Here is a 26,455-nt window from a genome sequence, read left to right on the forward strand (position 1 = left end):
TCAGGGGCGGTGGGAGCCCGCCGGGTTGCGCAGGGTGACGTTGATGCGGTTCCAGGCGTTGATGTTGGCGATGGCGGCGATCAGCGCGGCGAGCTGCTTCTCGTCGAAGTGGTCGGCGGCCTCGTCCCAGATCTCGTCGGGGACGCCGTCCGGGTCGTCGGCGATGCGGGTGGCGGCCTCGGCCAGCGCCAGCGCCGCGCGTTCCTCGTCGGTGTAGAACGGCGCCTCGCGCCAGGCGGCCAGCGACCACAGCCGCTCGTCGCTCTCGCCCGCCTTCTTCAGGTCGTAGGCGTGCATGTCCACGCAGTACGCGCAGCCGTTGATCTGGCTGACCCGCAGCTTGAGCAGGTGCAGGAGCGTGTCCGGGAGAACGCCGCCGTGCAGGAACCGCTCGACGGCGAGGAAACCCTTGTAGGCGTCGGCGGCGTGGGTGGTGAAGGTGGTCATCCGTTTCTGCATCACGGTCTCCTAATTGGATATTCAGTATCCAGATTGAGGGCCCGCGAAGGGCCGGGGTGGTCGGGGAGCGGAGATCAGACCCGCGCGCGGTACCGCTCGGGGAGGTCGGGGGCGGCGCGGGCGACCTGGTCCCGGATGTCGGCGAGGGTCTGATCGGCCAGGGCGCGGCGCCAGGCGGTCTCGGCCCGGCGGAACGCCGTGTTGATCTGGCAGGGGGAGTCGAACATCGACGCGGGCGTCGTCGCGCCGAGCCCGCGCTGCCGGATCTCGGTGCACTGGAAGGCCGGGTCGGGCCCCTCGATCGCCGTGACGACGTCCATCAACGTGATCTTCTCCAGCGGCCGGGCCAGCCGGAAGCCGCCCCGGGCCCCCGCGGTCGAGGTGGCGACGCCCGCCTTGACCAGGGCCTGGAGCTGCTTGTTCAGATACGGCGCGGGAAGGTCGTAGGCGGCCGCCAGCCGGGCCGTCGAGACCGGCCTGCCGTCGTCCAGCCAGTCGAGGAGCAGGCAGACGTGCGCCGCCCACTCGACTCCCTCGCTCATCCGCATAACCTAGATGTTAGGTGTCTAGATTGGCCGACGCAAGCCGGGCGCGGATCCGGTCGACGTCGCCGCGCTCGGCGGGCGGCAGCGGCGCGCCCGTCCCCTCCCGCAGCGCGGTCGCCTCCGCCAGCAGCGCGGCGGCCCGCGCCAGGTCCCCCAGCAGGGAGTACGCCCCGGCCAGCCCCTCCTTCGCCAGCGCCACCGCGCGCGGGTCACCGGTCGCCTCGGCGGCCCGCAGCCCCTCGGAGTGCAGGTCGAGCGCCGCCTTCCCGTCCCCGCGCTGCTCGGCGACGAACCCCAGCTCCGCCAGCGTGAACGCCGTCCCCGCCGTCCCGTCCACCGACCGCAGCCACTCCAGCCAGGGCCGCAGCAGCGTCTCGGCGGCGTCCAGGTCGCCGCGCCGCCGCGCCACCAGCGCCAGCCCGACCGCCGCGAACTCCTCGGCGGTCTTGCCCGAATGCGCCACCCCCAGCTTCAGGGCGCGTTCATGCAGGTCATGGGCCTCGTCGAGGTCGTCGCGCAGCAGCGCCAGCCGGCCGAGGTGCGACAGCTTGAACGACACGTCCGTCCACAGCCCGAGCTCCTCGGTGATCCGCAGCTCCTCGCGCCGCAGCCGGACGGCCCGCTCCAGGTCGCCGACCGTCTCGGCGTGCCGGGAGAGCGCGTCGGTCGCCTCCTGCCGCCCCCAGTCGTCGCCGAGCTCGGTGAACAGCGCCAGCGCGCGTTCCCCGTGGTCGCGCAGCATGGTCAGGTCCCCGTGCATGATGACGATCTTGGCGAGGACGGCGAGCGCGGCGGCCTCGCCCCACCGGTCCCCGCACGCGCGGAACGTCTCCAGGCACTCGCGCGTCCGCGCCTCGTTGGCGGCCAGGTCGCCGTAGTGCCAGTGCAGGAACGTCAGCAACCACTGCGCCCGCGCGCGGGGCAGCGGGTCCCCGCCCGCCGGGAACGCCGCCAGCGCCGCCCGCGTCAGCTCCTCCGGATCGCCGATGCCCAGGGAGATCGTCATCCCGGCGTGCCAGGCCCCGGCCACCGCGCGTTCGGTGGGGGAGCCGCCCGGCCGCGTCAGCGCGTGCGCCAGGGAACGGCGCGCCTCGTTGAACCGGCCCCGCAGATGCCAGTACCAGCCCAGCGCGTTCACCAGCCGCAGCGGCTCGTCGCCGTGTTCCAGCGCGAGGCGCAGGTTGGCGGACTCACGGTCCAGGCGCGTCAGCCAGTCGCGCTGCTCGGGGCCGTGCAGGAGGGCGCGTTCGGCGAGGCCGGTGTAGTAGCGCGCGTGGCGGCGCCGGTACTCGTCCTCCTCCCCGGCCTCGCGCAGCCGCTCCAGGCAGTACGCCGCCACCGACTCCAGCAGCCGGTACCGCCCGTCCGCCCGCGCCACCAGCGAACGGTCCACCAGCCGCGGCAGCACCTCCAGGTCGGCCCCGCTCACCGCCTCGGCGGCGTCGAGCGTGCAGCCGTCGGCGTGCACCGCCAGCCGCCGCAGCACCGCGCGCTCGGGCTCGGGCAGCGGCTCCCAGCTCCAGTCGATCATCGCGCGGAGGGTGCGCTGCCGGGCCGGGCCACCGCGCTTGCCCGCGTTCAGCAGCCGGAACCGGTCGTCGAGCCGCGCGGCCAGCTCGTGCACGCCGAGCGCCCGCACCCGCGTCGCGGCCAGCTCCAGCGCGAGCGGCAGCCCGTCCAGCCGGCGGCAGATCGCCGCGACCGGCGCGGCGGTGCCGGCGTCCAGCGCGAACCCCGGCGACGCGGCGGCGGCCCGCGCCACGAACAGCCGCACCGCGCTGTAGGTCCGCAGCGTCTCCGGCGCGATGTCGGCCCCCGGCAGGTGCAGCGGCCGCACGGCCCGGACGTGCTCGGCGGAGACCCCCAGCGGCTCCTGCGAGGTCGCGAGGACCCGCAGCCCCGGCGCGGCGGCCAGCAGCCGTTCCACCAGCTCGGCGACCTCGTCGACCACGTGCTCGCAGTTGTCCAGCACCAGCAGCGCCCGCTGGTCGCGCAGCGCGTCGCCGAGCCCCCGCGCCGAGCCGTCGCGCACCTCCAGCGTCGCGGCGACCACCTCGACGGGCTCGGCGTTCGACGCGGCCAGCTCCACCAGCCACACCCCGTCGGGGAACGCCATCCCCGCCGCGACCTCCAGCGCCAGCCGCGTCTTGCCGACCCCGCCCGGCCCGGTGAGCGTGACCAGGCGTTCGGCGTCCAGCAGCGCGCGGGTCGCGGCGACCTCCTCGTCCCGCCCGATCAGCTCCCCGGACACGGCGGGCAGGTTGCCGCGCGCCCGCCGCGGCGGGGCCAGCGACGGCGACTGCTCCAGGATCGCCTGGTGCAGCGCGGCCAGCCCGGGCCCCGGATCGAGCCCGAGCTCCTCGGCCAGCCGCTCCCGGACGTCGGCGTAGCCCGCCAGCGCCTCGCTCTGCCGCCCCGCCCGGTACAGCGCGAGCAGGTGCGCGGCGCGCAGGCGCTCCCGCAGCGGATGCCGCGCGACGGCCTCGGCCAGCTCGTCGGCCAGCACGGCGTGCTCGCCCAGTTCGAGCCGGGCCTCGGCGTGCTCCTCCAGCGCCGTCAGCCGCTGCTCCTCCAGGTGCGCGATCACCGGCTGCGCGAACGGCAGGTCCGCGAAGTCCGCGAACGCGGGCCCCCGCCACAGCCCCAGCGCCTCCGCCAGCAGTCCCGCCCGCGCCCCCGGGTCCCCGGCCTCGCGCGCCCGCGCGACCAGCGCCGCGAACCGTCCCGCGTCCACCGCCTCCGGATCGACGTCCAGCGCGTACCCCGGCGGCCGCGCCACGACCAGGGACCGGTCGCCGAGCGCCGACCGCAGCTGCGACACCCGCGCCTGGAGCGTCCCGACCGGGTTGCGCGGCGGCCGGTCACCCCACAGGTCCTCGACCAGGCGGTCCACCGACACCGGCCGTCCCGGCGTGATCAGCAGGTCGGCCAGCAGGGCCCGCACCTTCGCCTCGCGCACCGCGACCGGCGAGCCCCCGACCGACCAGACCGCCAACGGCCCCAGCACCCCGAAACGCACCGCGCCAGCCTAACCGTGGCGCGCCCGTAGCTGACCCGAAGAGCCTCCGTAGCGCCCTCGCCGAAGGTGGAGCCACCGAACAACGAAGGAGCACACCATGTCGGAGAAGAAGCACGTCGCGGTGGTCGGCCTCGGCCCGATGGGCGCGACGATGGCCGAGACGTTCCTGAAGGCGGGCCACCCCGTCACCGTGTGGAACCGCACCGCGAGCAAGGCCGACGCCCTGGTCGCCCAGGGCGCGACCCTGGCCCCGTCCGCCGCCGCGGCCGTCGCCGCCGCCGACCTGACGGTCATCAGCCAGACCGACTACAAGGCGATGTACGCCTCGTTCGGCGACCCGGGCGACGCGCTGCGCGGCCGGGTCCTGGTCAATCTCAGCTCCGGTTCCCCCGCCGAACTGCGCGAGGCCGCCATCTGGGCCGAACGGCACGGCGCGACCCTCCTCACCGGCGGGATCATGGTGCCGCCGCCCGGCATCGGCCAGCCCGGCGCCTACGTCCACTACAGCGGTCCCGAGGAGGCCCTGGACGAGCACCGCGCGACGCTCGCCGTCCTCGCCGAGCCGGTGCACCAGGGCGCGGACCACGGTCTGGCGATGGCGTTCTACCAGGCCGAGCTGTACGTGTTCTGGTCCACGCTGACCGCCTACATGCACTCGGTGGGGATGCTCACCGGATACGGGGCGAAGCCGGGGGCGCTGCGGCGGTTCACCGCCAAGATGCTGACCGACCTCGCCGGGGACGGCCCGATGGGCTTCGTCGGCCACCTCACCCGGGAGATCGAGACCGGCGAGTACGAGTACGCGGAGAACACGCTGCGGATGCAGGCGGTCGGCATGGACCACATCGTCGAGACCAGCGAGGACGCCGGGGTGGACACGACCGTCCCGAAGGCGCTGCGCGACCTGTTCTGGCGCCCGGTGCACGAGATCGGCGAGGAGACCGGCCTCGGCTCGGTCTACGAGGCCATCCGCAAGCCGCAGGGCTGACCGGCCCAACCCTCCGGTCCCCGGACGCGCCCGGGGACCGGAGGGAAACACAGGTGCCCCGCAACCCCGCCCGTCACAACGGGGTTCCGAACAGCACGCAACCCGGCCGGAACCGAATCCCAACGCCCCCCTCCGAAGCTGGGATCCACCGCGCCAGAGGAGCCCCCCATGACGATCGCCCTTCCCCTCGCCGTGCCCGTGCCCGTCGCCGGGCCGGTGCGGTCCCGGTGGGCGTTGCCGCTGCTGCTGTCCGCCGTGTTCATGACGACGCTGGACTTCTTCATCGTCAACGTCGCGCTGCCGTCCGCCCGCCGCGACCTGGGCCTCGGCCCGAGCCTGACGCAGCTGACCGCCGCCTCCTACGGGCTGGCCTACGCCGCGTTCCTGGTGGTGGCGGGGCGGCTGGGCGACCGCTACGGGCGGCGGCGCGTCTTCGGGATCGGGCTGGCGCTGTTCACCGCGGCGTCGGCGGCGTGCGGGCTGGCCCCGACCGGCGCCGCGCTCGTCGCGGCCCGCACCGCGCAGGGCGTCGCCGCCGCCCTGCTGGCCCCGCAGGTCCTGGCCCTGCTCGGAACGCTGTACCCGGGCGCGGAACGAACGCGCGCCTTCGGCTGGTACGGGACGGCGGTGGGGCTGGCCGGGGTGAGCGGGCAGGCGCTCGGGGGACTGCTGATCGCCACCGGGCCGGGCTGGCGGACCTGCTTCCTGGTGAACGTCCCGGTCGGGCTGGCGGCGTTGCTGGGACTGCGGCGGGCGGTGCCCGAGTCGTTCGGCACGGCCCGGCCGCTCGACCTGCCCGGCGCGGCGCTCCTGGCGGCGGGCCTGGCGCTGGCGGTGCTGCCGTTCACCGCGCCGGAGTGGTGGCCCGTCGCCCTGCTGGCCGCGCCCGCCCTGGCCGCGTTCGCGGTGCGGCAGCGCCGCGTCGCCGACCCGCTGCTGGAGCTGGCGCTGCTGCGCGACGGCGGGTTCGCGGCGGGACTGGCCGCCGTGGCGCTGCTGTTCGCGACGTCGGCGGGCCTGTCGTTCGCGCTGTCGCTGGCCCTCCAGGACCGGCACGGCCTCTCCCCGCTGACCGCCGGGCTGATCTTCACGGCGCTCAACGCGGGCTTCGTGCTGGCGGCCCCGCTCGCCCGCCGCCTGCCCGAACGCCGCGCCCCGGCCCTCGGCGCGCTCGTGCTCGCGTCCGGCCTGGCACTGCTGCCCGCCGCCGACGACCCGTTCCACCTCCCGCCCGGCCTGCTGCTGGCCGGGGCCGGGATGGGCCTCACGATGGCCCCGCTGATCTCGACGGCCCTCGCCCGCGTCGCCCCCGGCTCCTCCGGCCAGGCGTCGGGCCTGCTCGGCACCGTCCAGGAACTCGGCGGCGTCCTCGGCGTCGCCGCCACCGGAACGGCGCTGTCCGCGCCGGGACACGGCCTCGCGGTGCCGCTGGCGCTCGCGCTGGCGCTGCTGGTCCTCGTCCTCCGGGTGAACGGCCGCACGGCCGTTCGCGTATGAACCCACAGCCAACGAAGGGAACACCGTGACGCTGTCCTACCGCCGCCCGGTCCCGGCCGCCGCCGCCGACGCACTGGAGGCGCTGTACCAGCGGATCCTGCGCCGCGACCCGGGCGAGCCCGAGTTCCACCAGGCGGCCCGCGAGGTCCTGGAGTCCCTGGCCCCGGTGGTCGCCGCCCGTCCCGAGCTCGCCGACGTGGTCGACCGCCTCGCCGAGCCCGAACGCCAGGTCCTCTTCCGCGTCCCCTGGCAGGACGACTCCGGCGCCGTCCACGTCAACCGCGGCTTCCGCGTCGAGTTCAACGGCGCGCTCGGCCCCTACAAGGGCGGCCTGCGCTTCCACCCGTCGGTGAACCTCGGCATCGTCAAGTTCCTCGGCTTCGAGCAGATCTTCAAGAACGCGCTGACCGGACTGAACATCGGCGGCGGCAAGGGCGGCAGCGACTTCGACCCGCGCGGCCGCTCGGCCGCCGAGGTGATGCGGTTCTGCCAGTCGTTCATGACCGAGCTGTACCGGCACCTCGGGGAGCACACCGACGTCCCGGCCGGGGACATCGGCGTGGGCGTCCGCGAGCTGGGCTACCTGTTCGGCCAGTACCGCCGCGTCACCGGACGCTGGGAGGCGGGCGCGCTCACCGGCAAGGGCGAGGGCTGGGGCGGCTCGGCGGGCCGCGCCGAGGCGACCGGCTACGGGACGGTCCTGTTCACCCGCGCGATGCTGGGCGTCCGGGGCGAGGACCTGGAAGGCCGGCAGGTGATCGTCTCCGGGTCCGGCAACGTCGCGGTGCACGCCGTCGAGAAGGCCCGCGACCTCGGCGCGCACGTGCTCACCGTCTCCGACTCCGCCGGGTACGTCGTCGACGAGAAGGGCATCGACCTGGACCTGCTCAAGCAGGTCAAGCTGGCCGAACGCGGCCGCGTCGCCGATTACGCCGAGCGCCGGGGCGCGTCGGCGACCTACGTGCCCGGCGGCCGGGTCTGGGACGTGCCCGCCGACGTCGCGCTGCCGTGCGCGACGCAGAACGAGCTCGACGCCGACGCCGCGCTCACCCTCGTCCGCAACGGCGTCAAGGCCGTCGCCGAGGGCGCGAACATGCCGACGACCCCCCAGGCGATCCACCTGTTCCAGGACGCGGGGGTGGCGTTCGGCCCCGGCAAGGCCGCCAACGCGGGCGGCGTCGCGGTCAGCGCGCTGGAGATGCAGCAGAACGCCGCCCGCGAGACCTGGACGTTCGCGCAGGTCACCGCCAAGCTCGCGCAGATCATGAACGACATCCACGCCACCGTCGCGCAGACCGCCGAGCGGTACGGCTCCCCCGGCGACTACGTGGCCGGCGCGAACATCGCGGGCTTCGAGCGCGTCGCCGACGCGATGCTCGCCCAGGGCCTCACCTGACGTCGGCGGCCTCGCGGGCGTCGAGCATCTCGTCCCAGTGGTCCTCGGCCCACTCGCACAACGCGTTGATCGGGCCGAGGAGGCTGCGGCCGAGCGGCGTCAGCGCGTACTCCACGCGCCGCCCGTCCGCGTTCCGCACGACGTACCCGTCGCGTTCCAGCCCGCGCAGCGACTTGGTCAGCGCCTTCGCCGTGACCCCGCGCAACGGCACCCGCAGCTCCGAGAACCTCCGGGGCCCGCCCTCCAGGCAGCGCACGACCATCCCCGCCCACTTGTCCCCGAACCGCAGCGGCACGAGCCGCGACGGGCACACCGGGTCGAACATGTCGGGATCCAACGGCTCGTTCATGCGCCCACCGTAGACGGGGTATCCGATCGGAAACCATCCCCTGTCCTACCGTCGCGGACATGAGCAGAATCGTCATCTTCGGCGCGGGCGGACGCGGCGGCCGGGCGGCCGTCGCCGAGGCCCGCCGCCGCGGCCACGAGGTCACCGCCGTCGTCCGCGACCCCGCCGCCCACCCCGACCTGGACGCCCACGTGATCGCCGGGGACGTCACCGATCCCGCCTCGGTCGCCGCCGCCTCCCGCGGCCACGACGCCGCGATCAACTCCACCTACGCGGCGGACGCCGACCCCGCCGCGTTCTTCCCGGCCGCCGCCCGCGCCCTGCTGGCGGGGCTGGCCGCGCCCCGCCTGGTCAGCGTCGGCGTGGCCTCGGTCATCCCGGCGGCCTCCGGCGAACTCCTCATGGACACGCCCGGCTACCCGCAGGAGTACCGCGCGTTCCTCCTGGCGCACCAGGCGGGCGACGAGGTGTTCCAGAAGGCGGACACCGACCTGGACTGGCTGGTCATCAGCCCGTCCGGCGACTTCGACCACGAGGGGACGCCCACGGGCCGTTACCGCCTCGCCCCGGGCGACGCCGCGTCCCGCATCACCTACGCGGACTTCGCCCTCGCCCTCCTGGACGAGATCGAAACCCCCCGCCACCACCGCACCCACATCGGCGTGGAGGCCTAGAACCCGCCGCGCAGCGGCCCCGCCGCGACCTGGTCGGGCGGTCGTCGAAGACGCCTCGATCCACCCCGGCGACATGTGACTACGAGCCCGCGAGGTGTTCGAGGCGTGACAGGAGATGATCGGCCGACACCGTGACCTCCGCCTCCGCCAACGCGGTCAACCCGAAGTCGTCAGTCCTGTCCCGCACAGGGCTTCTGGAAAGGGGCTTAGAACTCGTCGACCGTGTGCGGCAGGTAGCCGGTCGCCAGTGCGGTGTCCAGCAGGGTCGCCGCGCCGGGTGTGTGCTCGGCGGCCACGCCCGCTTGGACCGCGTGCGCGGCGCGCATGCCGCCCAGGTAGCAGGCCGCGAGGTCGCGCACCTCGAACGTGAGGTCGGGCGCGTCCCCGGACGGCCGGCAGGACGCGACCCCGTCCTTGACGGTGAGCCGGTGGACGCCCGCGTTGCCGGGCGCCCAGTCGTCGCGGACCTCCAGCACCAGGTCGACGTCGGCGGCCCACGACCGGCTCTCCAGCGCCGTCCGCGCGTCGACCAGCCGCACCCACAGCCCCGGCCACTCCGCGGTCACCTTCACCTGGTCCCGGTCGGCGGCGAACAGCAGCAGCGGGTCGTCGGCCGGGCGTCCCCACGCCTTGACGACTCCGATCAGGTCGATCGAGATGAGGTAGCGCCACAGCGCCGCGGCGACGTGCGGCGAGTCGGCCTCGATCTCGTAGACCCAGAGCACGGCGGGCCTGCCGGTGTCCTCGTCGCCGCTCCTGGTCCGGTAGATCGCGTATCCGGCCAGGGGCTCGCCGAGGGCGACGATCCGGGGCGGCGACAGCTCCTCGTCGTCGGAGTCCTTCTCGGCCAGCCACTCCTCGCGCCACCACCGCTCGGTGCGGGCGATCCGCCCGGCCCGCCCGGCGCGCGTGCGTTCGTAGTAGGGGGCGAGCAGTTCCGGGGCGTCCTCGGGGGAGACCAGCCGCAGGGGCCGTCCGTCGGGCTCGATCCGCAGCGCCAGCGGGCGCCGCGCGTCGATCTCCACCAGGAGCCCCCGGGTGCCCTCCCCGTACCCGAACCGCCCGTAGATCACCGATTCCGACGCCCACAGCGCCGCCATCGGCCGCCCGTCGGCCGCGCAGCGCCGGAAGAGCTCCCGCATCATCCCGGACAGGACCCCGCGCCGCCGGTGCGTGGGCGCGACGGCCACGAACGTCACGCCGGGGCAGGGCAGCTCCCCGCCCGGAACGGACATGGTGAAGGGGAACGCGCAGAGCGTCCCGACCAGGGTGTCCCCGTCGTAGGCGCCGATGCGCTCGCACCCCTGGAGCAGCTTGTGGTGGTGTTCGCGCCGCTCCTCCTCGGGTCTGCCGTGGAAGGCGAGGTAGACGAGCTCCAGCGCCCGTTCGATGTCGGCCTCGGGGATCTCACGGAAAGCGACGTCGTTGTCCACCGGCATCACGCTAGGTGCGAACCTCCGCCCGCGGCCATCGAATTTCCACCGCCCTGACCGCCTTCGCCGAGCTCATGGCCGCGCCCGGCCAGGGTTCTCCTCCTTGCCGGAGCCCCCGTCGGCCTAGGGTTCGGAGCAGGGAACCCCCCACGGAAGGCCGGCCATGGGCACGATCACGGACGTCATCGACCGCATGCGGGAGATCGACCGGGGGCTGGACCCCCACGACGGCGTCGCCTGCTTCAACCGCGTCTACCTGAAGGTCACCGAGCGGATCGCCCACGAGCTCACCACCGGCCTCTTCGCCGACCCGCCGTTCGTCGAACGGCTCGACGTCGACTTCGCCGGCTTCTACCTCGCGGCCGTGGACGCCGCGGGCCGTCCCGCGCGGCCCTGGCGCCCGCTGTTCGCGGCCCGCGCGGACCGCTCCGTCTGGTCCCTGCAGTTCGCGCTGGCCGGGATGAACGCCCACATCAACCACGACCTGGCCCTGGCCGTCATCACCACCTGCGCGGCCACCGGCCGCGACCCCGACGACGACCCGATCCACCACGACTTCCTGCGGATCAACGAGATCCTCGAGGACGTCGAGTCCGAGGTCCGCCGGAGCCTCGAACCCGCCCTCCTCAAGCTCGCCACCAAGGACGCCGAGACGCTCAAGCACATCGTCGGGACGTTCTGCGTCGCCCGCGCCCGCGACCTGTCGTGGTGCTCGCTCCAGACCCTCTGGCCCCAGCGCGGGCACCCCTTCCTCTACGACAACTCCGTGGCCCTGCTCGCCCAGACGGTGAGCGTGATGGGCCGCCTGCTGGTCACCCCGGTCACCGACGTCCCCGACCTGTGGGACCTCGACGGCGACTGACCGCCCCGCGCCGCCGGGCGGTCAGAGGGAGGGGTTCCGGCCCAGGTAGCGCAGCAGGTCGGCGACCGGGTCGCCGTCCTCGCCCGGCACCACGTCCGCGTAGGCGCCGTACGCCCGCAGCGGCTCGACGAACCGCACGGCCGCGGCCTTCAGCTCCCGCGCCAGCTCCGGCGTGAGCGGCGACGGCCGCCCGATCGCGACGGCGACGTCCCAGGCGTGCACGGCCGCGTCCAGCGCGCACGCGTCCGCGCCGAGCCGCGCGGTCATCTCGTTCGGCGGCACCGGGACCGCGACCTTCGCGGCCTCGGGGTCGACGGCGACCCACGCCTCGGCGGAGGCGGCCACGGCGCGCTCGACCAGCGCGGGAATGTCCGCCCCGCCCTCCGCGGACGGGTCGAACGGGTCGAAGTCGGGCCCCTGCCCGCCGGTGAGGAACGCGGCGAACCCGAGCTGGTCGCCCGCCGCGTGCCGGAGCACCTGCGCGACGTTCCACCGGGCGCAGGGCGTCGGACGATCCCAGGCGTCCGCCGGGACTGCGGCGGCGACCTCCCGCAGGGCGTCGAGCGAGACGTCGAGCGAGGCGAAGCCGGTGGCGAAACCCATGGAAATCTCCTGTCCGGAGGGAACGCCGTCCGCGTCCCGAGGGGACCAGTCTATCAGAACGGAACGATCTATTCCACTATGACGGTCAAGGAGTTGGCTATTCAAAAGCGCGCTACGCTGGCCGCCATGGCACTGCGCAACGCGCTCCTGGCGGCCCTCCTGGACGGCGAGGCGTCCGGCTACGACCTGGCCAAGTCGTTCGACGCCTCGGTGGCCAACTTCTGGATGGCCACGCCCCAGCAGCTCTACCGGGAGCTCGACCGGATGGAGTCCGAGGGCCTGGTGCGGGCGCGCGTCGTCCAGCAGGAACGCCGTCCCAACAAGCGCCTGTTCGCCCTCACCGAGGAGGGGCGGCGGGCGCTGCGCGCGTTCACGGCCGCGCCCACCAGGCCCGGCGCGATGCGCGAGGAGCTGATGGTCAAGGTCCAGGCCGTGGACGCCGGCGACGTCGAGGCGGTCCGCGCGGCCGTCGCCGAGCGCCTGGAGTGGTCCCGCGCCAAGCTGGCCCGTTACGAACGCCTGCGCGACCGCATGCTCGACGGCCGCGCCGAGGACGACTACCTGGCCACCGCCGACCGCGTCGGCCCGTACCTGACCCTGATGCGGGGCCGGTCCTTCGAGGAGGAGAACATCCGCTGGGCCGAGCGCGCCCTGGCCGTCCTCGCCCGCCGCGCCGCCGCTACGGCCTGACGGGCAGCAGCGACGGCCGCTTGGCCGACCGCCCGTCCCCCGACGACCGCCCCCGGATCCGCCGCACGACCCACGGGCCGAGGAACGTCCCGACCCACACGACCTCGCGCCGCCACGACATCGCCGGAGGCGGCCCGGCCAGCTGCTCGGCCCACGCGGAGTCGCTGCCCGGCAGCCCCAGCGCCTCGGCCGCGGCGGCGGCCATCAGCGCGTGCCCGAGCGGCGTGGCGTGGATCCGGTCGGCGCTCCACAGCCGGGGGTCGCAGGTCACCGGCAGGTGGAAGGCGTCCACCACGACGGCCCCGTGCCGCTCCGCCGCGTCCCGGATCCGCGCGTTGAGCTCCACCACCCGGGGCCGCAGCCCCCGCGCGACCGGCGCGATGCGCCCGACGTCGGGGAAGGTGAACGTCAGCACCCGCGCCCCGGCCCCGCTCAGCGCCGCGTACATGGCCTCCAGCTCGCCGGCCACGCGCCCGACGTCGCACCCCGGCCGCACGAGGTCGTTCATCCCGGCCATCACCGACACCAGGTCCGGGCGCAGCGCCAGCGCCGCCGCCAGCTGCTCGGCCCGCACCTGCCCGGCGAGCTTGCCGCGCACCGCGAGGTTGGCGTAGCGCACGCCGGGCTCGGCGTCGGCGAGCAGCTCGGCGAGCCGGTCGGCCCACCCGCGATACCCGGTCGTCTCGTCCCCGTCGTTCAGTCCCTCGGTCTGGCTGTCCCCGATGGCGACGTACCGCAGATAGCTCACCGCACCCCCCATTACTCAACTTGTTGAGTAATGTACTGCGCTACCAGGAAGCCCGCCAGGGGGAGTCCGGGCCCGGCCGCGTCAGCGGGTGCCGTGCGCCAGCAGCGCGCAGGCGGGCAGCGCGACCCTTTCGTTCCCGACGGCGTACTCGGCCACCAGCCGGTCGTACTCCCGCCGGATCCGCGCGACGGCGTCCGCCGGCTGCCGCCCGATCATCGCGCCGTTGAGCGCGGTCCCGTCGACCACGCCCTCCCACCAGGCGTCCGGGTCGACCTCGTGCGTCCACCGCACGGTGTCGGCGGCCGCCCCGATGAACCCGGCGCCCTTCAGCAGCCCGGCGAACGCCCGGGGCTCGGCGTACTCCCGGAACGGGGACTCGGGGACGTCGGCGGGCCGCTCGACCCCGGCCGCCGCCATGGCGTCGGCGAACACCGAGTTCACCACCGCGCCCGGATACCGCCAGCAGGTCAGCGCGATCCGCCCGCCGGGCCGCAGCACCCGGTACAGCTCCGCCAGCGCCGCGGCCGGGTCGCTCACGTTGTTCACGACGAAGTTCCCGACCACCGCGTCGAACGACTCGTCCGGGAACGGCAGCGACGGCAGCGACGCCAGCCGCACCTGCGCGTGCGCGTGCCGCCGCGCGACGACCTCCATCATGTCCAGATCGGCGTCCACCGCCGTGACCTGCGCGCCCCGCGCCAGCGCCGCGGCCGTGACGTCCCCGGTCCCGCAGCCGACGTCCAGCAGCCGGGTCCGCGGTCCCGCCTGCACGCTCCCGAGCAGGGACTCGACGAGGAACGCGGTCAGCCGCGCGTACCCGCGTCCGTACGCCTCGGCCCGCCCCTGCCAGTTCTCCCGTTCGAACGCGTCGAAATCCACGCCAACCGCCCTTCCCAGACTGTCCGGCAAGCCTAACGACCTGCCCGGACGCGGCTAGCGGGGCTTGCGCCAGACCAGCGAGTAGCGCCAGAGGACGTGACGCCGGAACACCGCGCCCGGCAGCAGCCGCGCGGCCGCCTCCCGCACCTCCGCCCAGGTCATCTCGGGATCGGTCAGGGGGACGTCCGGGCCGCCGACGAGCCCGCGCCGCCGCAGCCGGTGGTAGTAGTGCGCCGGCAGCCCCGGCGCGCCGGCCACGTAGTCGCCGAGCCCGCCGTTGCGGGCCAGCCCGACCACCGCGAGGCTCCCGCCCGGCCGCAGCAGGTCGCGCATCCTCGACAGCCCCGCCGCGAAGTCCATGTGGTGCAGCGCCGCGACGCTGCACACGAAGTCGAACCCGTCCTCGGGCGGCTCGTAGCCGAGGAAGTCGGCCGCGACGAACGTGACGTTGTCGAACCCCTCGCTCAGCCTCCGCGCCCTGGCGATGACCTCCGGCGAGCGGTCCACCCCGGTCACCCACTGCGCCCGCCGGGCGAGCCGCCGCGCCAGCAGCCCGTCCCCGCACCCCACGTCGAGCGCCTGCACGCACCCGCGCGGCATCGCGGCCAGCAGAAGCGGGTGGTAGTGGGTGTTGTGGTTCCAGTACTCCCCGCCCGGAACGCCCCGCGCCGCCACACGCGCCATGACTCCCCCTCCGCCGACAGAACCCGCCCTCCCACACTGCCAGATCCCGCGCCCGGCGGTGCTCTCACGGTTCCTCGGTAACCCCAAAGTGCCTACTTCCCCTCTGTCCGCCGCTGGCGCAGGATGAATACGGTTCTCAAAGAGAACTGACAGCACCTATCGGAACGAGGGAACGATGAGTAACAAGAAGGCGGTCGTGACCGGCGGAACGCACGGCATGGGCCTGGCGATCGCCCGGGCGCTGCTCGACCGGGGCGCGGAGGTCGTGCTCACCGGACGCGACGCGGCCAAGGTGGAGGCCGCCCGCGCCGAACTGGCCGCGTTCCCCGGAGCACACGTCCTGCGTTCCGACGCCGCGGACCTCGACGACATCGCGGAGCTCGCCGCGTTCACCGGCGACACCCTCGGCCGCATCGACGCCCTGTTCGTCAACCACGGCCTGGCCGTCCTCGAACCCCTCGACCAGGTCACCGAGGAGTCCTACGACCGGTCGTTCGCCGTGAACGCCAAGGGCTCGTTCTTCACCGTGCAGCGCCTCGCGCCGCTGCTCGCCGACGGCGGCGCGATCGTCTTCACCACCGTCGCCAACGACCTGGTCTTCCCCGGCATGAGCGTCTACTCCGGTTCCAAGGAGGCGGTGCGCGGCTTCGCGCAGGTCCTGGCCGCCGAGTTCCTGCCGCGCCGCGTCCGCGTCAACTCCCTCGCCCCCGGCTTCATCCGCACCCCGACCATGGGCGTTCCCGGCCTGACCGCCGAGGAGCGCGCCGCGTTCGAGAAGCAGGGCGAGGAGCTGACGCCGCTCGGCCGCAACGGCACCGTCGAGGAGGTCGCGGCGGCGGCGCTGTTCCTGGCGTTCGACGCGACGTTCACCACCGGCACCGAGTTCCCCGTCGACGGCGGCTGGGGACAGGGCGTCTCGGCCGCGGCGCACTGACACCGAACAGGAGACGACCATGTCCATCTGGGACGCCCCCGTCCTCGACAGCCCCGAGCCCAGCGTCGCCGAGCACGTCGCGCGCTACCTGCGCACCGACGGCGAGAGCGGCTACCTGGAGGCCGGGGTCACCAACCTCGTCCTCACCACCGTGGGACGGAGGACCGGCAGGCTCCGCCGGACCGGCGTGTTCTTCGGGGAGGACGACGGCCGCTACGTCCTGATCGCCTCCTCGTTCAGCGGCGGCCCGCGCCACCCCTCCTGGTACCTGAACCTGCGCGCCCACCCCGAGGCGCAGGTGCAGATCAAGGGGGAGAGGTTCCTGGTGCGGGCCCGCACGGCCGAGGGCGAGGAACGCGCCCGCCTCTGGCGGCGGATGACCGACGTCTGGCCCGCGTACGACACCTACCAGGCCCGCTCCACCCGCGAGATCCCGGTGGTCGTCCTGGAACGCGTCCCGGGCTGACCGCCGGGCCTCGCCGCCCGCCCGCCGCCTGCGGTAGACAGCACCCGTGACGTACTACGAGGACCTCAGCGTCTACGAATACTTCGACGAAGAGGACGTGATCTCGACCGAGGACGGCGGCTACATCGTCGTCAGGCCCACCTACACGCGTCTCAACGTCGGCTGGCTGAGCGACGAACACCCGTTCCCCCGGGGAACGCCCCCGGGCGACCTGCTCCCCGCCCTCCGCTGGCTCACCGGAGGCCAGGGGGTCAACCTGACCCGGGGCTGGCACTGGTGCGAGCTGTGCGCCCCGAAGGGAGAGGAGGTGACCGGCAACGGCGAGATCCGCGTCCCCGGCGCCCCGGGCGTCGTGTACGCCGCCCCCGTGATGATCACCCACTATGTGGCGGAGCACGGCTACCTCCCGCCCGCGGAGTTCGTCACGGCCCTGCTGGCCTACCACCGGACGGGCGACGACCTGGCCCTCCCCTCCTGGGTCCCCGCCGACGCGGAGAGGATCCTCTGAGCGTGAGGTGACAGGAGGGGCGGGCGGGCACCGTGTCGCCTTCCGCGATGGGAAGAACGTCACCCCGCCCGCTGTTGAGCGGGCAGCCGAGGAACGTTCGAGGCGGCCTTGAACGGCGGACGCCCGCCCAGCCGTAAAGCGGGGTGAGGGGCGACTCCGAAGGAGGGCAGCCGTCGTTGCTGACGCCGCGAACGCGATTCGAACGGTTGGTCCGGTTGGCGTGGAGGCTGCGTGCGGTCCCGGTGACCCCGCGGGCGGCCGCGCCCGGCGACGGGGAGGCTGTGCTGTGGGTGACGGGAACGCGTGGGCGCGGTGGAGCCGTGCCGCGGGACCTTCGGACGGGCGGGCGGCGGCCCCGGCGCGGGACAGGGCGGGAACGCCGGTCCGGCGCGGCGCGGCGGGCGGCGGGGGCGACGGCGTGACCAGGGTGCTCGGGACCATCACGCTGCCGGGCGTGCGGCCCTCGGTCGGGTCCGTGCGCCGGTTCCTGCGGGACCTGCTGCCGGAGGACCACCCCCTGCGCGACGACCTGGTCGCCGTCGGCAGCGAGACCGTCTCCAACGCCATCACGCACACCGCGTCCGGCCGGGAGGGCGGCGAGGTCACCGTCGTGCTCGCCGCCGAACGCGGCCGCTACCGGCTGGAGGTCGCCGACGACGGGGCCGGGGGGATACGCCCGCACGTGAAGGCCGACTCCCTGGCCGAGAACGGGCGCGGCATGCGGATCGTGGAGGCGCTCGCCTCCCGGTGGGGCTACCGGGAGGACGGCGAACGGACGGTGGTGTGGGTGGAGTTCGAGAGGGAGGCCGCCCCGGGCCGCTGAACGGCGGCCGGGGCGGCCCCGCCGGGGTCAGCGCCCCCGGTTGAGCTGCCGCGTGGGCAACTGGCGGGCGTTGCGCCGCGCGTTCGCCGCGTGGCTCGCCGCCCTGGCGTCGAAGCCCTTGCGCCGGTTCTTCCTGGCGAGGGCCTTCTGGAACGGGTTGTTGTTGTCCTCATGAATGGCGCGCATAAAGAAACCACCTCCGGGAAAGCGTGAATTCGGCCGCACGAGGGGCCGACGGGAAATGACGGCGGGAAAAGCGCGCGCACGGGTGCCGTGGAACCCCTGGAACCCGTTCGACCTGGTCGCGGGCGTGCGAACGCCCGCGTGGACGGCGCGGTGAACGCGCCGGACCAGCGTGTGAACGAAGGGGGGTGCGCCCGTGGCGCCGGAGGGTGGGAGCGGGCCGCAGTCACGCTGCGGGCGGCTCAACCGTGGGGATCAGAGCTCCATGCGAGAAATATTAGCCCGACTCCCGGCAGTGGTGTCAACTGCTTTGTGCCGCGAATTTCCTCGTCCCGCTCGATCCGCTTCCGCAATTCCCGCACGCGCTCGGCGGGAACCGTCATCACGGGCCGCTTGAGGTACACGTCCAGCCGCATCGGGGGACCCGAGGGACGGCACCCCGGCGACACGGCGGGCAGCGCGACGAGCGCCGCCACCGCTCCCGCGGCCGCCAGCGTCCTGATCCTCATCGCTCACCTCCCGGGCTCCAGGCTCCTCCGCGCGCCCGCTCCGCGCGTCACCCGCCGGAATGATCCTCGTCCCCTCCGATCCGGGGAGGCGCCGTCGACCAAGGTCGCGAGGGCGCATCGACCAAAGGATGGCGCGAATCGTGGGATGGGCGGCGTTGACGCCATCACCGGGGCGCCGCGAGCCTGGAGGCATGCAACGCGTCGTCTTCGTCGTCTATCCGGGCTTCCAGTCGCTCGACCTGACCGGGCCGTTCGAGGTCTTCCAGACCGCGGGCGGCTACGAGTGCCTGGTCGTCGCCCCCACCGCCGGGCCGGTGCGCGCGGGCAGCGGCCTGCCCGTCCACGCCGGGCACGGCGTCGCCGACCTGCCCCCGGACGGCGTCGACACCCTGGTCGTCGTCGGCGGCGACGGCGTCGACGCGGCCTGCCACGACACCGCGCTGCTCGACTGGACCGTGCGGGCCGCCGCCGGCGCGCGCCGCGTCGCGTCGGTGTGCAGCGGCGCGTTCCTGCTGGCCGCCGCCGGGCTGCTGACCGGCCGCCGCGCCACCACCCACTGGAGCCGCGAGGAGCAGTTCCGGCGCGAGCACCCGGACGTGGCCCTGGACTGCGACCCGATCTTCATCCGGGACGGGCGGATCTGGACCTCGGCGGGCGTGACCGCCGGGATGGACCTGGCCCTCGCGATGGTCGAGGAGGACCGCGGCCGCGACGTCGCGCACGCCGTCGCCCGCGAACTGGTGCTGTTCCTGCGGCGGCCCGGCAGCCAGTCGCAGTTCAGCGTCCCGCTGTGGTCGCGGCAGCCGGCCACCGACCCGATCCGCGCGGCCGTCGCCGCGATCCACGCCGACCCCGGCGCCCGCCACACCATCCCCGACCTGGCCGACCGCGCCGGGCTCAGCCCCCGCCACCTGCAACGCCGCTTCACGGCCGAACTCGGCGTCCCGCCCGCGACCTACGTCGAACGGGTCCGCGTCGAGGCCGCCCGCCGCGCGCTGGCCGAGGGCGCCGACCCCGTCGAGACCGTAGCCCGCCGCCTCGGCTTCGGAACGGCCGAGACGCTGCGCCGCGCGTTCCACCGCCGCGTCGGTGTCGCCCCCACCGACTACCGCGACCGCTTCCGCGCCGCGATCCCCCACTGAGAGAGGAACCGCCATGACGACCTACGGCCTGCTGATCTTCGAGGACGTCGAGGAACTGGACTTCGTCGGCCCCTGGGAGGTCTTCGGCACCTCGGCGGCCCTGCGCGAGGCGGGCGACCGCACCGTCCTGATCGCCGAACGCCCCGACCCGGTCCGCGCCGTCAAGGGCATGCGGGTGCTGCCGGACCACACCTTCGACGACCACCCGCCGCTGGACGTCCTGCTGGTCCCCGGCGGCGACGGCCGCCACCAGATCTCCCCCGAGACCCTGACCTGGATCGCGAAGACCGCCGCCGGGACGCCCTGGGTGACCAGCGTCTGCACCGGCTCGATCCTGCTGCACCAGGCGGGCGTGGCGAAGAACCGCCGGGTGGCGACCCACCATGCCTCGGAGGACGAGCTGGAGGCCCGCGGCGACGTGACGGTCGTCCGCGGCGAACGCTGGGTGGTGGACGGCAACCTGATCACCAGCCAGGGGGTCTCGGCGGGGATCGACATGTCCCTGTGGCTGGTGGACCACCTCCACGGCCGCGACCACTTCAAGCAGGTCCGCGGCTACATGCAGTACGACCCGGCCCCGCCCTACGCCGACGAGTAGTCACTCCCGCACGAGGATGAGGCGGTCGGGACCGGGAGGTGGGCTCTGCACCAGTTCCTCCAGGCAGCCCACCGACCGGTAGACGTTGAACAGCATCCTGCTCTTGGCGCTCTCGTTCTCCGTTTCCCACATGAGCGCGCACGCGGCGAGCAGGGCGAGACGGGCGGCGGCGAACGTCAGGGCCTCCCCGCCGGACCGTCGCTCCAGCACCGGGGTGAGCAGGCGGTACGTGTCCTGGAGCAGCGTCTGCACGCAGGAGAGGTCGGCCTCCCTCGCGTAGGGCGCCGGCGAAGCCGGTGGACAGGCCAGCGCCTCGCGGAGCCTTGCCTCCGTGTCCTGGCCGGTGACGGGCCCGTCGAGAGAGCGGGAGACCAGGGAGTCCAGATAGGGAACGAAGGAGTCACCGGTGCGCTGCCGTCGCAGGATCCACCTGCCGATCAGGATGCGCGTCGCCCAGCGGGCGAGCAGCAGGCTCTGCGGCTCGCCCTCCCGGGCGGACCCGCGTCGGCGCATCTCCTCCAGGCCGGGCCCGCTCAGGGTGAACGGCTCGTACGGCCCGCCCAGCCGGAAGGTCTCGTGACGCGTGATGTCCCCCAGGCTCTGGAGGGACAGCCCGGGGTAGTAGGAGCGGGCGTAGCGGGCCGGGGCGGGGATCTCCCAGAGCTGGACGTCGGGCAGCTCCCGCAGGAACGCGGCGACCTGCTCCCGCTCCTCGTCCAGGTGCACGAGGGAGTTCACGGCTTCGAGAGCGCTCCTCACACCGGGCTCCCACGCCTCGTCGGCGTACGCCCTCTCCTCGCGGACGTCCGGCAGGGCGGCCAGACGCTCCAGGAACGCGCCGCCGCCGATCTCCGCGATGGTGCGCCACGCCTCCTCCACGGCTTCGGCGATCCGCCGGGCGGTCGGCTCCACCGGCGGACCGCCCGGCCCGGACGCCACCAGCAGGTCACGAACGTGGGAGTGGTACAGGGCCGTGACGAGCGAGGCCACGACCGGCAGGAAGGCCGAGGACTCGCGGTACCTCCTCTCCGTCGTCAACGCCAGACCCAGCCCCCGCGCGTAGTCCTCGAACACGTAGTACGGCAGGGGCGTCGTCGCCAGGGCCCCCTCCACGAGCACGAGGTGCCGTTCGGGGGAGAGGGGCGGCTCCCCCTCCAGGAGCGGCCGGTGCGCCTGCGGCAGGAGACGCAGCGAAGGCCCCGCGGCCGAGTCCTCCCATAGCGCCCCTTCGGCCGCCTCCCTGGTCAGGGCGGGGGCGACGGCCGACATCTCCCGGGATGAGGGCAGCCGGTACCTTTCCCCGGTCAGCGGCGTGTTCCGCTGGTTGACCTGCCTGTTCAGCCACTCCACGAGCCGCGTGACATCTCCGCTCCACAGCCCGCCCACCGGTTCGTCGCCGCCGCCCTGCCCGACCGGGAAGCCGCTACGACCGGCGGCCCGCTCGTCCGCCAGGAACAGCCGGTACAGCCGGTACGTCACCGGTTGCGCACACGCCCGCACCCCGTCGACGTCCTGGACCTCGCGGAGCAGCCGCGTCGCCACCACCGCGCGCACCAGCCCCGCGCGCGGGCTCCCCGGTTCGGAGGCTTCACCGAGGATCCGTTCCATGTGCTCCCGGACCGCGTCATCCACGCGCTGCGCCTCGTCCAGGCAGTCGAACGCCAACGCCATCGCCTGCACCGTTCCCGATTCCAGGCAGGCCCGCAGCACGGGGGTGGCGTCGGCGTTCGCCGCCCACAGGAGCGTGGTCTCCCGCCACCACATCTCGTCCACCTTCGAGGCCAGCACCCCGACCTGTTCGGGGCCGGTGACGTACGCGGCGGCCAGGTACTCCTGCAACGTCAGGTGCGCGAACTCGTAGAGGCCGTTCTCCCGCTCCACCAGCAGCCCGCTCTCCGCGCACGCCTCCAGGAACGCCGCCGGGCCCAACCGCCGCGACACCTGCCGCAGCGCCGGTGCGACGATCTCCCGTGCCTCCGCCGCCGTGACGACGGACTCCCGGCGGCTCATCAGCGTCCAGGCCAGATGCCGGGCGACGTGCTCCTTCTGGGAGCCGCGCAGCTCGGTCGGGTCCGGCAGGCCCTTGGCCTCCTGGCGGCGGTGCAGCAGCACGTCGCACATCTCCCGGTACAGGTCGGCGCGGCTGCCGGGCAGCGCACCCCGGAACATGTGCACGTTGGCGATCATCGTGAGGAGGAGCGGGTTGGCGGTCAGATCAGTGAGCGCCGGGTTGACGCGGAGGCGCTCCAGCAGGTCGTCGGCCTTGCGCCGGGCAGCCTCGGTCACCTCGGCTCCGGACGAGCCCGTCGCCCGCTGCTCGATCGCCAGATACCAGTTGTGCAGGAACTCGCCGACCTGCTCGGGAGTGAAGCGCCGCACCTGGAGCACGTCGGCGGTGTCGATCGGGTCGGTGCGGTAGCCGTGCGGACGCGAGGTCAGCACGAACTGGTTGCCGGGATGGCGGGCGATCTGCTGCTTCACCCAGGCGGCGACACGTACGCGGTCGTCGGCGTCGGCGATCTCGTCCAGCCCGTCGAGCAGCACCAGGCAGCGCCCCCGGTCGAGCTGGTCGCGGAGCCAGGCGGCGTCCACCTTGTCCGCCAGCCACGGGGCCTGGACGGCGGTCTCGGCGAGCGCGGGCGGAGGATCGGCGGCCAGCGTCGCGGCATGGTCGCGCAGGTACAGCAGAACGGGAAGCCGCTGCCGTCGCCGGAACCGGCGCCGCCGCGTCAGGTCGAGGGCCGTGTGCCGTACCAGGGTGGTCTTCCCGGACCCCGGCCCGCCGATCACCACCAGCACCCGCGACCCGGCCTCCAGGAACGACCGCAGGCTACGGCGTTCCCCCGGAGCGCCCCGCACCTGCCCGACGAACGGCTCACGCGCCGCCTCATGCGTACGCGGGACCAGGCTCACATCGACGTAGACCTGCCGCATGTCCAGCGAGTACGGCCCGCGCGTGGCGATCCCCACGGCCTCCATGTACCGGACGCTGGCCTGCGTCTGCCGCAGGTAGATCCGTCGCGACCGTCCCGCCGCCAGCCCCCGCGCCCCGCCCTCGGCGGACCCGAAGCGCGCCCCGAGCACGGTGACCGTCGCCAGCAGCAACGCGAAGCACGCCGCGACGACCAGCCACTGGCGGCTCCACTTGCCGTCGTTGAGGACCTGGTTGGCCGTGACGCTGCTGCCCAACATCACGGCCCCGGAGATCACGACCCAGGTGACCCATCCCAGTCCCCGCAGAACGCCGCCCACACGACCAGGGAACGGGGCGCACCACCCCTCTGTCAGGCGATCACGACGAAACCGACTGGCCGGATCAGGCCCGCCCCGGCGGCCCGTCCTCAACCCGCCGCGCACACCTCGGCTGGTAAGCACCTGCCCACGCTCACGCCCGCGTTCCCCGCGAGTCCAGGTCGGCCAGATGCCGACCAACGACATCCACGGCTTCCGCGACGTCCTTGACCGGCGCGATGAAACCCGCGTCATCGGCCCACACGAACCACCACGTGCCACCGACGTAGTCGCACCCGACCTCCACCAGCGGGCGCGGCAACGGCGCGCGGGCCTTGCGCACCACGCTCAACGTCGTGACCCCACGCCGGATCACCAGCCCGCACCCCAACGACGGCTCAGCGCTCACCGCGTCGCACAACGCGGCCAGGTGCCCGTGGCGCTCGTTGCGAGGAGGCGGCACGTTCACCGGGTTCACGTGTCACCTTCCGGTGGAGTCATCCGCCGCATGGCCTGACCGGCCAGCGCGTCGGGGGTGGCGGCCTCGATCAGGCGGCCGAGCCCGTCACCCGGCAGGTACGCCCACCATCGGCGCGTGTGGCTTCCCCACCAGCACCGGACGCCGGGGAACCGCTCGCGTAGGGCGAGAACGAACGGCGGCGCGGCCGGTGTATCCGGGGGGACATCCACCGGCCGCGCCACCTCCCCCCAGCGGCCCGCGCCGTCACCGGTCAGGGTCACCGTTCGCCCTCCGGCTTCGCGGTGTCCTGTCCGGCGGCCACCAGCGCGGCCCGCAGCTCCTCGGCGGTGTCGGCGTCGAAGGCGTCCCGCTCGAACAGCCGGTCGGACGGCAACGGCCCCCGCAACGCCCACCACCGCCCCCGATCACTCACCAGGAAGCGCCAACGGGGGAACTCGGCGCGGAGCCGGGAGAGAGCTTGGTCATCAGACCTGGCACATGCGTCCATGGCAGAGGAAACCTTCGCGTCCGGTCGGGTCTGCGGAACCTCGTGACCAGCTTCCCGGCTCGAACTACGGTGGGCTACGAACCCCTGACCACCAGTCCGCAACCCCCGGCCCCGATCGACGAAACCTCCGTCGGGTTCCCACCCTGGAGGCATGCGTGCCTGCACAGCGTGACCCCTACGCCTCCCCGGCCATCCGGGCGTTCGCCAACGAGCTGACCGCCTACCGCGAACAGGCGGACTTGAGCATCCGGGAGTTGGCCAAGCTCCTCGGCTACACGCCTCAGTTCGTGGGACAGATCGAGGCGTGCAAGAACAAGCCCTCGCGGAAATTCGCCCTGGACTGCGACACGTTCTTCAAAACCACCGGCGTCTTCCTGAGGCTGTGGAAGAACATCGACGATTCACAGGACCTCATGACACTCCCACCGGGGTTCACCGACTACCTCGGCCGCGAGACGCTCGCCGATGAGTTGCGCATCTACTGCGCTCTGCTGGTCGTCGGCCTCTTCCAGGAGGAGAGCTACGCGCGGACCATCATCGGCGCCAACCAGTCCGGCGATGTCGATGACCTGGTCACCAAGAGAATGGAGCGAAGGCACATCCTCGATCGTGAGGATCCGCCGCAGGTCTTCCTCGTCCTCGACGAAGGAGTTATCCGGCGGGAGATCGGCGGACCTGTGGTCATGCGGAACCAACTCAGATATCTCTACGAGCTTTCGCTCCATCCCAGGGTGCAGATCCAGGTCATCCCGTTCCGCGCGGGCTACCACCCTGGCCTCGGGGGGAGCCTCACCATCCTCGGGTTCCGGGACGCCCCCAGTGTCGGCTACACCGAGTCGTCCGGGATCGGCCTGCTGGTCGAGAATCCCGACGGGATCACAGGACTGGCCATGCGATATGACTTGCTGCGGGGCCACGCCCTCGACATCGACGGATCGCGGGCCATGATCAAAAATGTGATGGAGAGCTATGAGCGACAAGCAGCCGATCAGGTGGCGCAAGAGCAGCCATAGTGACCACCAGGGCGGCGACTGCGTCGAGGTCGCGGAGGTCGCCGCCGCGATCGCGGTGCGGGACTCCAGGGACCCGAACGGTCCGAAGTTGATCCTTGGTGCTGATGACTGGCGTGTCCTCGGCCGGCGCATCAAGGACGGCAACTGATGCGACAGCGAATCAGCCGTTGCCCCTGCGCCGGACCGGGTGCCGGAATGTCGCTGCGACATCGGTCCGGCGGTGCGTAGATGCCGGGCGGGCTCAGAGCCGCCCGTCGCAGGCAGCCAGCACCTTCAGGTTCATGTCGGTGGCAACGCAGGTCATATGGCCAAGGGCGAACGCGACAACGGCGATGAGGCGTGGTGGACGCACGTGAAGTCTCTGGTCGTGGGGCGATGTTCTTGAGAGGTCACCCGTCCTGCCGGGGGTTCTCCCGCTTCCGCCTTTCCTCGCGCCGTTGGCGGGTCCTGTGCGGTACGCGTTCGGGCGCAGGTCTCAGAGGCGTGCGGTGAGGCGTTCACGGAGTGGCGCGTAGTCGTGTTCGGGGAACAGGACGGGCAACGCCTCAAGCATGCCCTCCACCCGCCTTCGCACCGGCGTGAACTCCTGTTCGCCGAGCGGTGCCCGGGTGAACAGGAACTGCCAGTCGAAGGCGCCCATGGTCACCTTCAGCGCGTCCAGGTATTCGCGATAGCCGATGTCCATCCTCCAGGCGCCGTAGCGCGGGGTGGCCACCCACCAGACCTCGGGTTCTCCTCCGCCTGGAAGCAACCGCAGTGCGGCGTAACGTCCTGTCCCCGTGACCGGGTGCTCGTCGATGATGCGTAGCTCCGATGACGGAAACCGCTCGTCGTCCTCGTCCGAAGGAAGCCATGTCGGATCCGCTGGGCTGGCCGCTCGCGCGATGTGGGTCAGGTAGAACTCACCGTCGACGTTCGCCTTTGCGGCACCCCACTGCCGTCCCAGCTCCTGGAAGCGCAAGTAGCACTGCTCCAACCCGGTGGGCGCCTCGATCCGCTGGGGACGCACCAGCGCGTCCCATGAGGCGGCGGCGTCCGCGAAGTCCGTGTCGAGTCGCCCCTCCAGGCGGTAGGAGACCCCGATCCCGGGGTGGGCGTCCAGGCCGTCGCAGATCTCGCGCCATCCGGCCTCGTACGCCGTCAGTTCCGCCATCACGCACCGTTCCGACACCCAGTGATCATCTGGCTGGTGGAAAGAGTACGAGGCGGCAACCGCCACCGCAGCCTGATCGATGGCTTTCCCGGACCGGCCGG

Annotated in this window: 30 protein-coding genes; 14 read left to right on the forward strand and 16 right to left on the reverse strand. The window is 73.4% G+C overall.

The features are described from left to right. From AKI01S_RS29880 to AKI01S_RS29890, 3 genes are all read right to left on the reverse strand, one after another. Complete coding sequence (locus tag AKI01S_RS29880) at window positions 1-459, reverse strand: carboxymuconolactone decarboxylase family protein (protein WP_067825237.1); 459 nt, start codon at window positions 457-459, stop codon at window positions 1-3. A gap of 74 nt (window positions 460-533) precedes the next feature. Then, entirely contained in the window at window positions 534-1,001 is a 468-nt protein-coding gene (locus AKI01S_RS29885; RefSeq protein WP_174567429.1) for an RrF2 family transcriptional regulator, read from the reverse strand. 16 nt (window positions 1,002-1,017) lie between these two features. Further along, window positions 1,018-4,023, reverse strand: a complete 3,006-nt coding sequence (locus tag AKI01S_RS29890; RefSeq protein WP_067825240.1) for an AfsR/SARP family transcriptional regulator — start codon at window positions 4,021-4,023, stop codon at window positions 1,018-1,020. A 97-nt stretch (window positions 4,024-4,120) separates the two neighbouring features. Here AKI01S_RS29890 and AKI01S_RS29895 point away from each other — a divergent pair, with 97 nt between their 5' ends. The 3 genes from AKI01S_RS29895 to gdhA all read left to right on the forward strand — a co-directional run bounded on the left by AKI01S_RS29895 (window position 4,121) and on the right by gdhA (window position 7,904). Then, window positions 4,121-5,011 carry an NAD(P)-dependent oxidoreductase gene (locus AKI01S_RS29895; RefSeq protein WP_067825242.1) on the forward strand — a complete coding sequence of 297 codons (891 nt, stop codon included), beginning with the start codon at window positions 4,121-4,123 and terminating at the stop codon, window positions 5,009-5,011. A gap of 168 nt (window positions 5,012-5,179) precedes the next feature. Continuing rightward, entirely contained in the window at window positions 5,180-6,508 is a 1,329-nt protein-coding gene (locus AKI01S_RS29900) for an MFS transporter (RefSeq protein WP_067825244.1), read from the forward strand. 73 nt (window positions 6,509-6,581) lie between these two features. Next, window positions 6,582-7,904, forward strand: coding sequence for an NADP-specific glutamate dehydrogenase (gene gdhA / locus AKI01S_RS29905; protein WP_157420247.1), 1,323 nt, complete (start codon window positions 6,582-6,584; stop codon window positions 7,902-7,904). Here the strand turns inward: gdhA and AKI01S_RS29910 are convergent. Next, a complete protein-coding gene (locus tag AKI01S_RS29910) occupies window positions 7,897-8,253 on the reverse strand; it encodes a winged helix-turn-helix transcriptional regulator (RefSeq protein WP_067825246.1) in 357 nt (118 codons plus the stop codon). The two genes, gdhA and AKI01S_RS29910, sit on opposite strands and share 8 nt — an antisense overlap. Before the next feature lie 59 nt (window positions 8,254-8,312). On the opposite strand from AKI01S_RS29910, the gene AKI01S_RS29915 reads away from it, so the two are divergent. After that, window positions 8,313-8,927, forward strand: coding sequence for an NAD(P)-dependent oxidoreductase (locus AKI01S_RS29915; RefSeq protein WP_067825248.1), 615 nt, complete (start codon window positions 8,313-8,315; stop codon window positions 8,925-8,927). A 206-nt stretch (window positions 8,928-9,133) separates the two neighbouring features. Here AKI01S_RS29915 and AKI01S_RS29920 read toward each other — a convergent pair whose 3' ends face one another. Continuing rightward, entirely contained in the window at window positions 9,134-10,366 is a 1,233-nt protein-coding gene (locus tag AKI01S_RS29920) for a GNAT family N-acetyltransferase (protein ID WP_067825250.1), read from the reverse strand. A 157-nt stretch (window positions 10,367-10,523) separates the two neighbouring features. Here AKI01S_RS29920 and AKI01S_RS29925 point away from each other — a divergent pair, with 157 nt between their 5' ends. Then, the gene (locus AKI01S_RS29925; RefSeq protein WP_067825252.1) at window positions 10,524-11,222 is read left to right on the forward strand and encodes a DUF5995 family protein; all 699 of its coding nucleotides are present in this window, start codon (window positions 10,524-10,526) and stop codon (window positions 11,220-11,222) included. 21 nt (window positions 11,223-11,243) lie between these two features. Here AKI01S_RS29925 and AKI01S_RS29930 read toward each other — a convergent pair whose 3' ends face one another. After that, entirely contained in the window at window positions 11,244-11,825 is a 582-nt protein-coding gene (locus AKI01S_RS29930; RefSeq protein WP_067825254.1) for a TIGR03086 family metal-binding protein, read from the reverse strand. Between the two features lie 126 nt (window positions 11,826-11,951). Between AKI01S_RS29930 and AKI01S_RS29935 the strand changes: the two genes are divergently transcribed. After that, window positions 11,952-12,515, forward strand: coding sequence for a PadR family transcriptional regulator (locus AKI01S_RS29935; protein WP_067825256.1), 564 nt, complete (start codon window positions 11,952-11,954; stop codon window positions 12,513-12,515). Here the strand turns inward: AKI01S_RS29935 and AKI01S_RS29940 are convergent. The 3 genes from AKI01S_RS29940 to AKI01S_RS29950 all read right to left on the reverse strand — a co-directional run bounded on the left by AKI01S_RS29940 (window position 12,505) and on the right by AKI01S_RS29950 (window position 14,826). After that, complete coding sequence (locus AKI01S_RS29940) at window positions 12,505-13,275, reverse strand: SGNH/GDSL hydrolase family protein (protein ID WP_067825258.1); 771 nt, start codon at window positions 13,273-13,275, stop codon at window positions 12,505-12,507. The two genes, AKI01S_RS29935 and AKI01S_RS29940, sit on opposite strands and share 11 nt — an antisense overlap. Window positions 13,276-13,344: 69 nt before the next feature. Then, window positions 13,345-14,142, reverse strand: a complete 798-nt coding sequence (locus AKI01S_RS29945) for a class I SAM-dependent methyltransferase (protein ID WP_067825260.1) — start codon at window positions 14,140-14,142, stop codon at window positions 13,345-13,347. A 54-nt stretch (window positions 14,143-14,196) separates the two neighbouring features. After that, complete coding sequence (locus AKI01S_RS29950) at window positions 14,197-14,826, reverse strand: class I SAM-dependent methyltransferase (protein WP_067825262.1); 630 nt, start codon at window positions 14,824-14,826, stop codon at window positions 14,197-14,199. A gap of 175 nt (window positions 14,827-15,001) precedes the next feature. Between AKI01S_RS29950 and AKI01S_RS29955 the strand changes: the two genes are divergently transcribed. The 4 genes from AKI01S_RS29955 (at window position 15,002) to AKI01S_RS49555 (ending at window position 17,557) form a co-directional block, all read left to right on the forward strand. Continuing rightward, window positions 15,002-15,760, forward strand: coding sequence for an SDR family oxidoreductase (locus AKI01S_RS29955; protein WP_067825264.1), 759 nt, complete (start codon window positions 15,002-15,004; stop codon window positions 15,758-15,760). Window positions 15,761-15,779: 19 nt separating this feature from the next. After that, window positions 15,780-16,226, forward strand: coding sequence for a nitroreductase family deazaflavin-dependent oxidoreductase (locus tag AKI01S_RS29960; protein WP_067825266.1), 447 nt, complete (start codon window positions 15,780-15,782; stop codon window positions 16,224-16,226). A 46-nt stretch (window positions 16,227-16,272) separates the two neighbouring features. Further along, window positions 16,273-16,734, forward strand: a complete 462-nt coding sequence (locus AKI01S_RS29965) for a DUF7919 family protein (protein ID WP_067825268.1) — start codon at window positions 16,273-16,275, stop codon at window positions 16,732-16,734. Window positions 16,735-17,020: 286 nt separating this feature from the next. Continuing rightward, window positions 17,021-17,557, forward strand: coding sequence for an ATP-binding protein (locus AKI01S_RS49555; protein ID WP_174567430.1), 537 nt, complete (start codon window positions 17,021-17,023; stop codon window positions 17,555-17,557). A gap of 27 nt (window positions 17,558-17,584) precedes the next feature. On the opposite strand, the gene AKI01S_RS50970 is transcribed toward AKI01S_RS49555, so the two are convergent. Together AKI01S_RS50970 and AKI01S_RS29975 are read right to left on the reverse strand one after the other, a co-directional pair. Further along, window positions 17,585-17,743, reverse strand: coding sequence for a hypothetical protein (locus AKI01S_RS50970; RefSeq protein WP_157420242.1), 159 nt, complete (start codon window positions 17,741-17,743; stop codon window positions 17,585-17,587). A gap of 239 nt (window positions 17,744-17,982) precedes the next feature. Continuing rightward, on the reverse strand, window positions 17,983-18,249 hold the full coding sequence (locus AKI01S_RS29975) for a hypothetical protein (RefSeq protein ID WP_067825270.1): 267 nt from the start codon (window positions 18,247-18,249) through the stop codon (window positions 17,983-17,985). Window positions 18,250-18,440: 191 nt separating this feature from the next. Here AKI01S_RS29975 and AKI01S_RS29980 point away from each other — a divergent pair, with 191 nt between their 5' ends. Beyond that, window positions 18,441-19,391, forward strand: coding sequence for a GlxA family transcriptional regulator (locus tag AKI01S_RS29980; protein WP_067825272.1), 951 nt, complete (start codon window positions 18,441-18,443; stop codon window positions 19,389-19,391). 13 nt (window positions 19,392-19,404) lie between these two features. Then, window positions 19,405-19,989, forward strand: a complete 585-nt coding sequence (locus AKI01S_RS29985; protein ID WP_067825274.1) for a DJ-1/PfpI family protein — start codon at window positions 19,405-19,407, stop codon at window positions 19,987-19,989. Here AKI01S_RS29985 and AKI01S_RS29990 read toward each other — a convergent pair whose 3' ends face one another. From AKI01S_RS29990 to AKI01S_RS50975, 4 genes are all read right to left on the reverse strand, one after another. Continuing rightward, window positions 19,990-23,241 (reverse strand): NACHT domain-containing protein, encoded by a 3,252-nt coding sequence (locus AKI01S_RS29990; RefSeq protein WP_067825276.1) that lies wholly within the window; start codon window positions 23,239-23,241, stop codon window positions 19,990-19,992. 133 nt (window positions 23,242-23,374) lie between these two features. Then, window positions 23,375-23,698, reverse strand: coding sequence for a hypothetical protein (locus AKI01S_RS51870; protein WP_067825278.1), 324 nt, complete (start codon window positions 23,696-23,698; stop codon window positions 23,375-23,377). After that, a complete protein-coding gene (locus tag AKI01S_RS30000) occupies window positions 23,695-23,961 on the reverse strand; it encodes a hypothetical protein (protein ID WP_067825280.1) in 267 nt (88 codons plus the stop codon). The genes AKI01S_RS51870 and AKI01S_RS30000 overlap by 4 nt, the downstream gene beginning before the upstream one ends. Next, entirely contained in the window at window positions 23,958-24,113 is a 156-nt protein-coding gene (locus tag AKI01S_RS50975) for a hypothetical protein (RefSeq protein WP_157420244.1), read from the reverse strand. The genes AKI01S_RS30000 and AKI01S_RS50975 overlap by 4 nt, the downstream gene beginning before the upstream one ends. Window positions 24,114-24,343: 230 nt before the next feature. On the opposite strand from AKI01S_RS50975, the gene AKI01S_RS30005 reads away from it, so the two are divergent. Beyond that, the gene (locus AKI01S_RS30005) at window positions 24,344-25,201 is read left to right on the forward strand and encodes a helix-turn-helix domain-containing protein (RefSeq protein ID WP_067825282.1); all 858 of its coding nucleotides are present in this window, start codon (window positions 24,344-24,346) and stop codon (window positions 25,199-25,201) included. Then, the gene (locus AKI01S_RS30010; protein WP_067825284.1) at window positions 25,158-25,349 is read left to right on the forward strand and encodes a DUF397 domain-containing protein; all 192 of its coding nucleotides are present in this window, start codon (window positions 25,158-25,160) and stop codon (window positions 25,347-25,349) included. Before AKI01S_RS30005 ends, AKI01S_RS30010 begins: the two co-directional genes overlap by 44 nt. 327 nt (window positions 25,350-25,676) lie before the next feature. Here AKI01S_RS30010 and AKI01S_RS30015 read toward each other — a convergent pair. After that, on the reverse strand, window positions 25,677-26,455 hold a 779-nt coding region (locus AKI01S_RS30015; RefSeq protein ID WP_218009870.1), incomplete at its 5' end, for a hypothetical protein.

Origin of the sequence: Actinomadura kijaniata NBRC 14229, assembly GCF_001552175.1 — a bacterium.
GTDB classification, from domain to species: Bacteria; Actinomycetota; Actinomycetes; order Streptosporangiales; family Streptosporangiaceae; genus Spirillospora; species Spirillospora kijaniata.

What these genes read in the sequence shown, in the direction of transcription:
- AKI01S_RS29975 (WP_067825270.1), bottom strand. Translation starts at nt 18,249, where the DNA reads ATGAGGATCAGGACGCTGGCGGCCGCGGGAGCGGTGGCGGCGCTCGTC.
- AKI01S_RS29880 (WP_067825237.1), bottom strand. Translation starts at nt 459, where the DNA reads ATGCAGAAACGGATGACCACCTTCACCACCCACGCCGCCGACGCCTAC.
- AKI01S_RS29925 (WP_067825252.1), top strand. Translation starts at nt 10,524, where the DNA reads ATGGGCACGATCACGGACGTCATCGACCGCATGCGGGAGATCGACCGG.
- AKI01S_RS29895 (WP_067825242.1), top strand. Translation starts at nt 4,121, where the DNA reads ATGTCGGAGAAGAAGCACGTCGCGGTGGTCGGCCTCGGCCCGATGGGC.
- AKI01S_RS29935 (WP_067825256.1), top strand. Translation starts at nt 11,952, where the DNA reads ATGGCACTGCGCAACGCGCTCCTGGCGGCCCTCCTGGACGGCGAGGCG.
- AKI01S_RS29940 (WP_067825258.1), bottom strand. Translation starts at nt 13,275, where the DNA reads ATGGGGGGTGCGGTGAGCTATCTGCGGTACGTCGCCATCGGGGACAGC.
- AKI01S_RS29950 (WP_067825262.1), bottom strand. Translation starts at nt 14,826, where the DNA reads ATGGCGCGTGTGGCGGCGCGGGGCGTTCCGGGCGGGGAGTACTGGAAC.
- AKI01S_RS29930 (WP_067825254.1), bottom strand. Translation starts at nt 11,825, where the DNA reads ATGGGTTTCGCCACCGGCTTCGCCTCGCTCGACGTCTCGCTCGACGCC.
- AKI01S_RS29900 (WP_067825244.1), top strand. Translation starts at nt 5,180, where the DNA reads ATGACGATCGCCCTTCCCCTCGCCGTGCCCGTGCCCGTCGCCGGGCCG.
- AKI01S_RS29915 (WP_067825248.1), top strand. Translation starts at nt 8,313, where the DNA reads ATGAGCAGAATCGTCATCTTCGGCGCGGGCGGACGCGGCGGCCGGGCG.
- AKI01S_RS29960 (WP_067825266.1), top strand. Translation starts at nt 15,780, where the DNA reads ATGTCCATCTGGGACGCCCCCGTCCTCGACAGCCCCGAGCCCAGCGTC.
- AKI01S_RS29910 (WP_067825246.1), bottom strand. Translation starts at nt 8,253, where the DNA reads ATGAACGAGCCGTTGGATCCCGACATGTTCGACCCGGTGTGCCCGTCG.
- AKI01S_RS50970 (WP_157420242.1), bottom strand. Translation starts at nt 17,743, where the DNA reads ATGCGCGCCATTCATGAGGACAACAACAACCCGTTCCAGAAGGCCCTC.
- AKI01S_RS29980 (WP_067825272.1), top strand. Translation starts at nt 18,441, where the DNA reads ATGCAACGCGTCGTCTTCGTCGTCTATCCGGGCTTCCAGTCGCTCGAC.
- AKI01S_RS29920 (WP_067825250.1), bottom strand. Translation starts at nt 10,366, where the DNA reads ATGCCGGTGGACAACGACGTCGCTTTCCGTGAGATCCCCGAGGCCGAC.
- AKI01S_RS30010 (WP_067825284.1), top strand. Translation starts at nt 25,158, where the DNA reads ATGAGCGACAAGCAGCCGATCAGGTGGCGCAAGAGCAGCCATAGTGAC.
- AKI01S_RS29955 (WP_067825264.1), top strand. Translation starts at nt 15,002, where the DNA reads ATGAGTAACAAGAAGGCGGTCGTGACCGGCGGAACGCACGGCATGGGC.
- AKI01S_RS29985 (WP_067825274.1), top strand. Translation starts at nt 19,405, where the DNA reads ATGACGACCTACGGCCTGCTGATCTTCGAGGACGTCGAGGAACTGGAC.
- AKI01S_RS29885 (WP_174567429.1), bottom strand. Translation starts at nt 1,001, where the DNA reads ATGAGCGAGGGAGTCGAGTGGGCGGCGCACGTCTGCCTGCTCCTCGAC.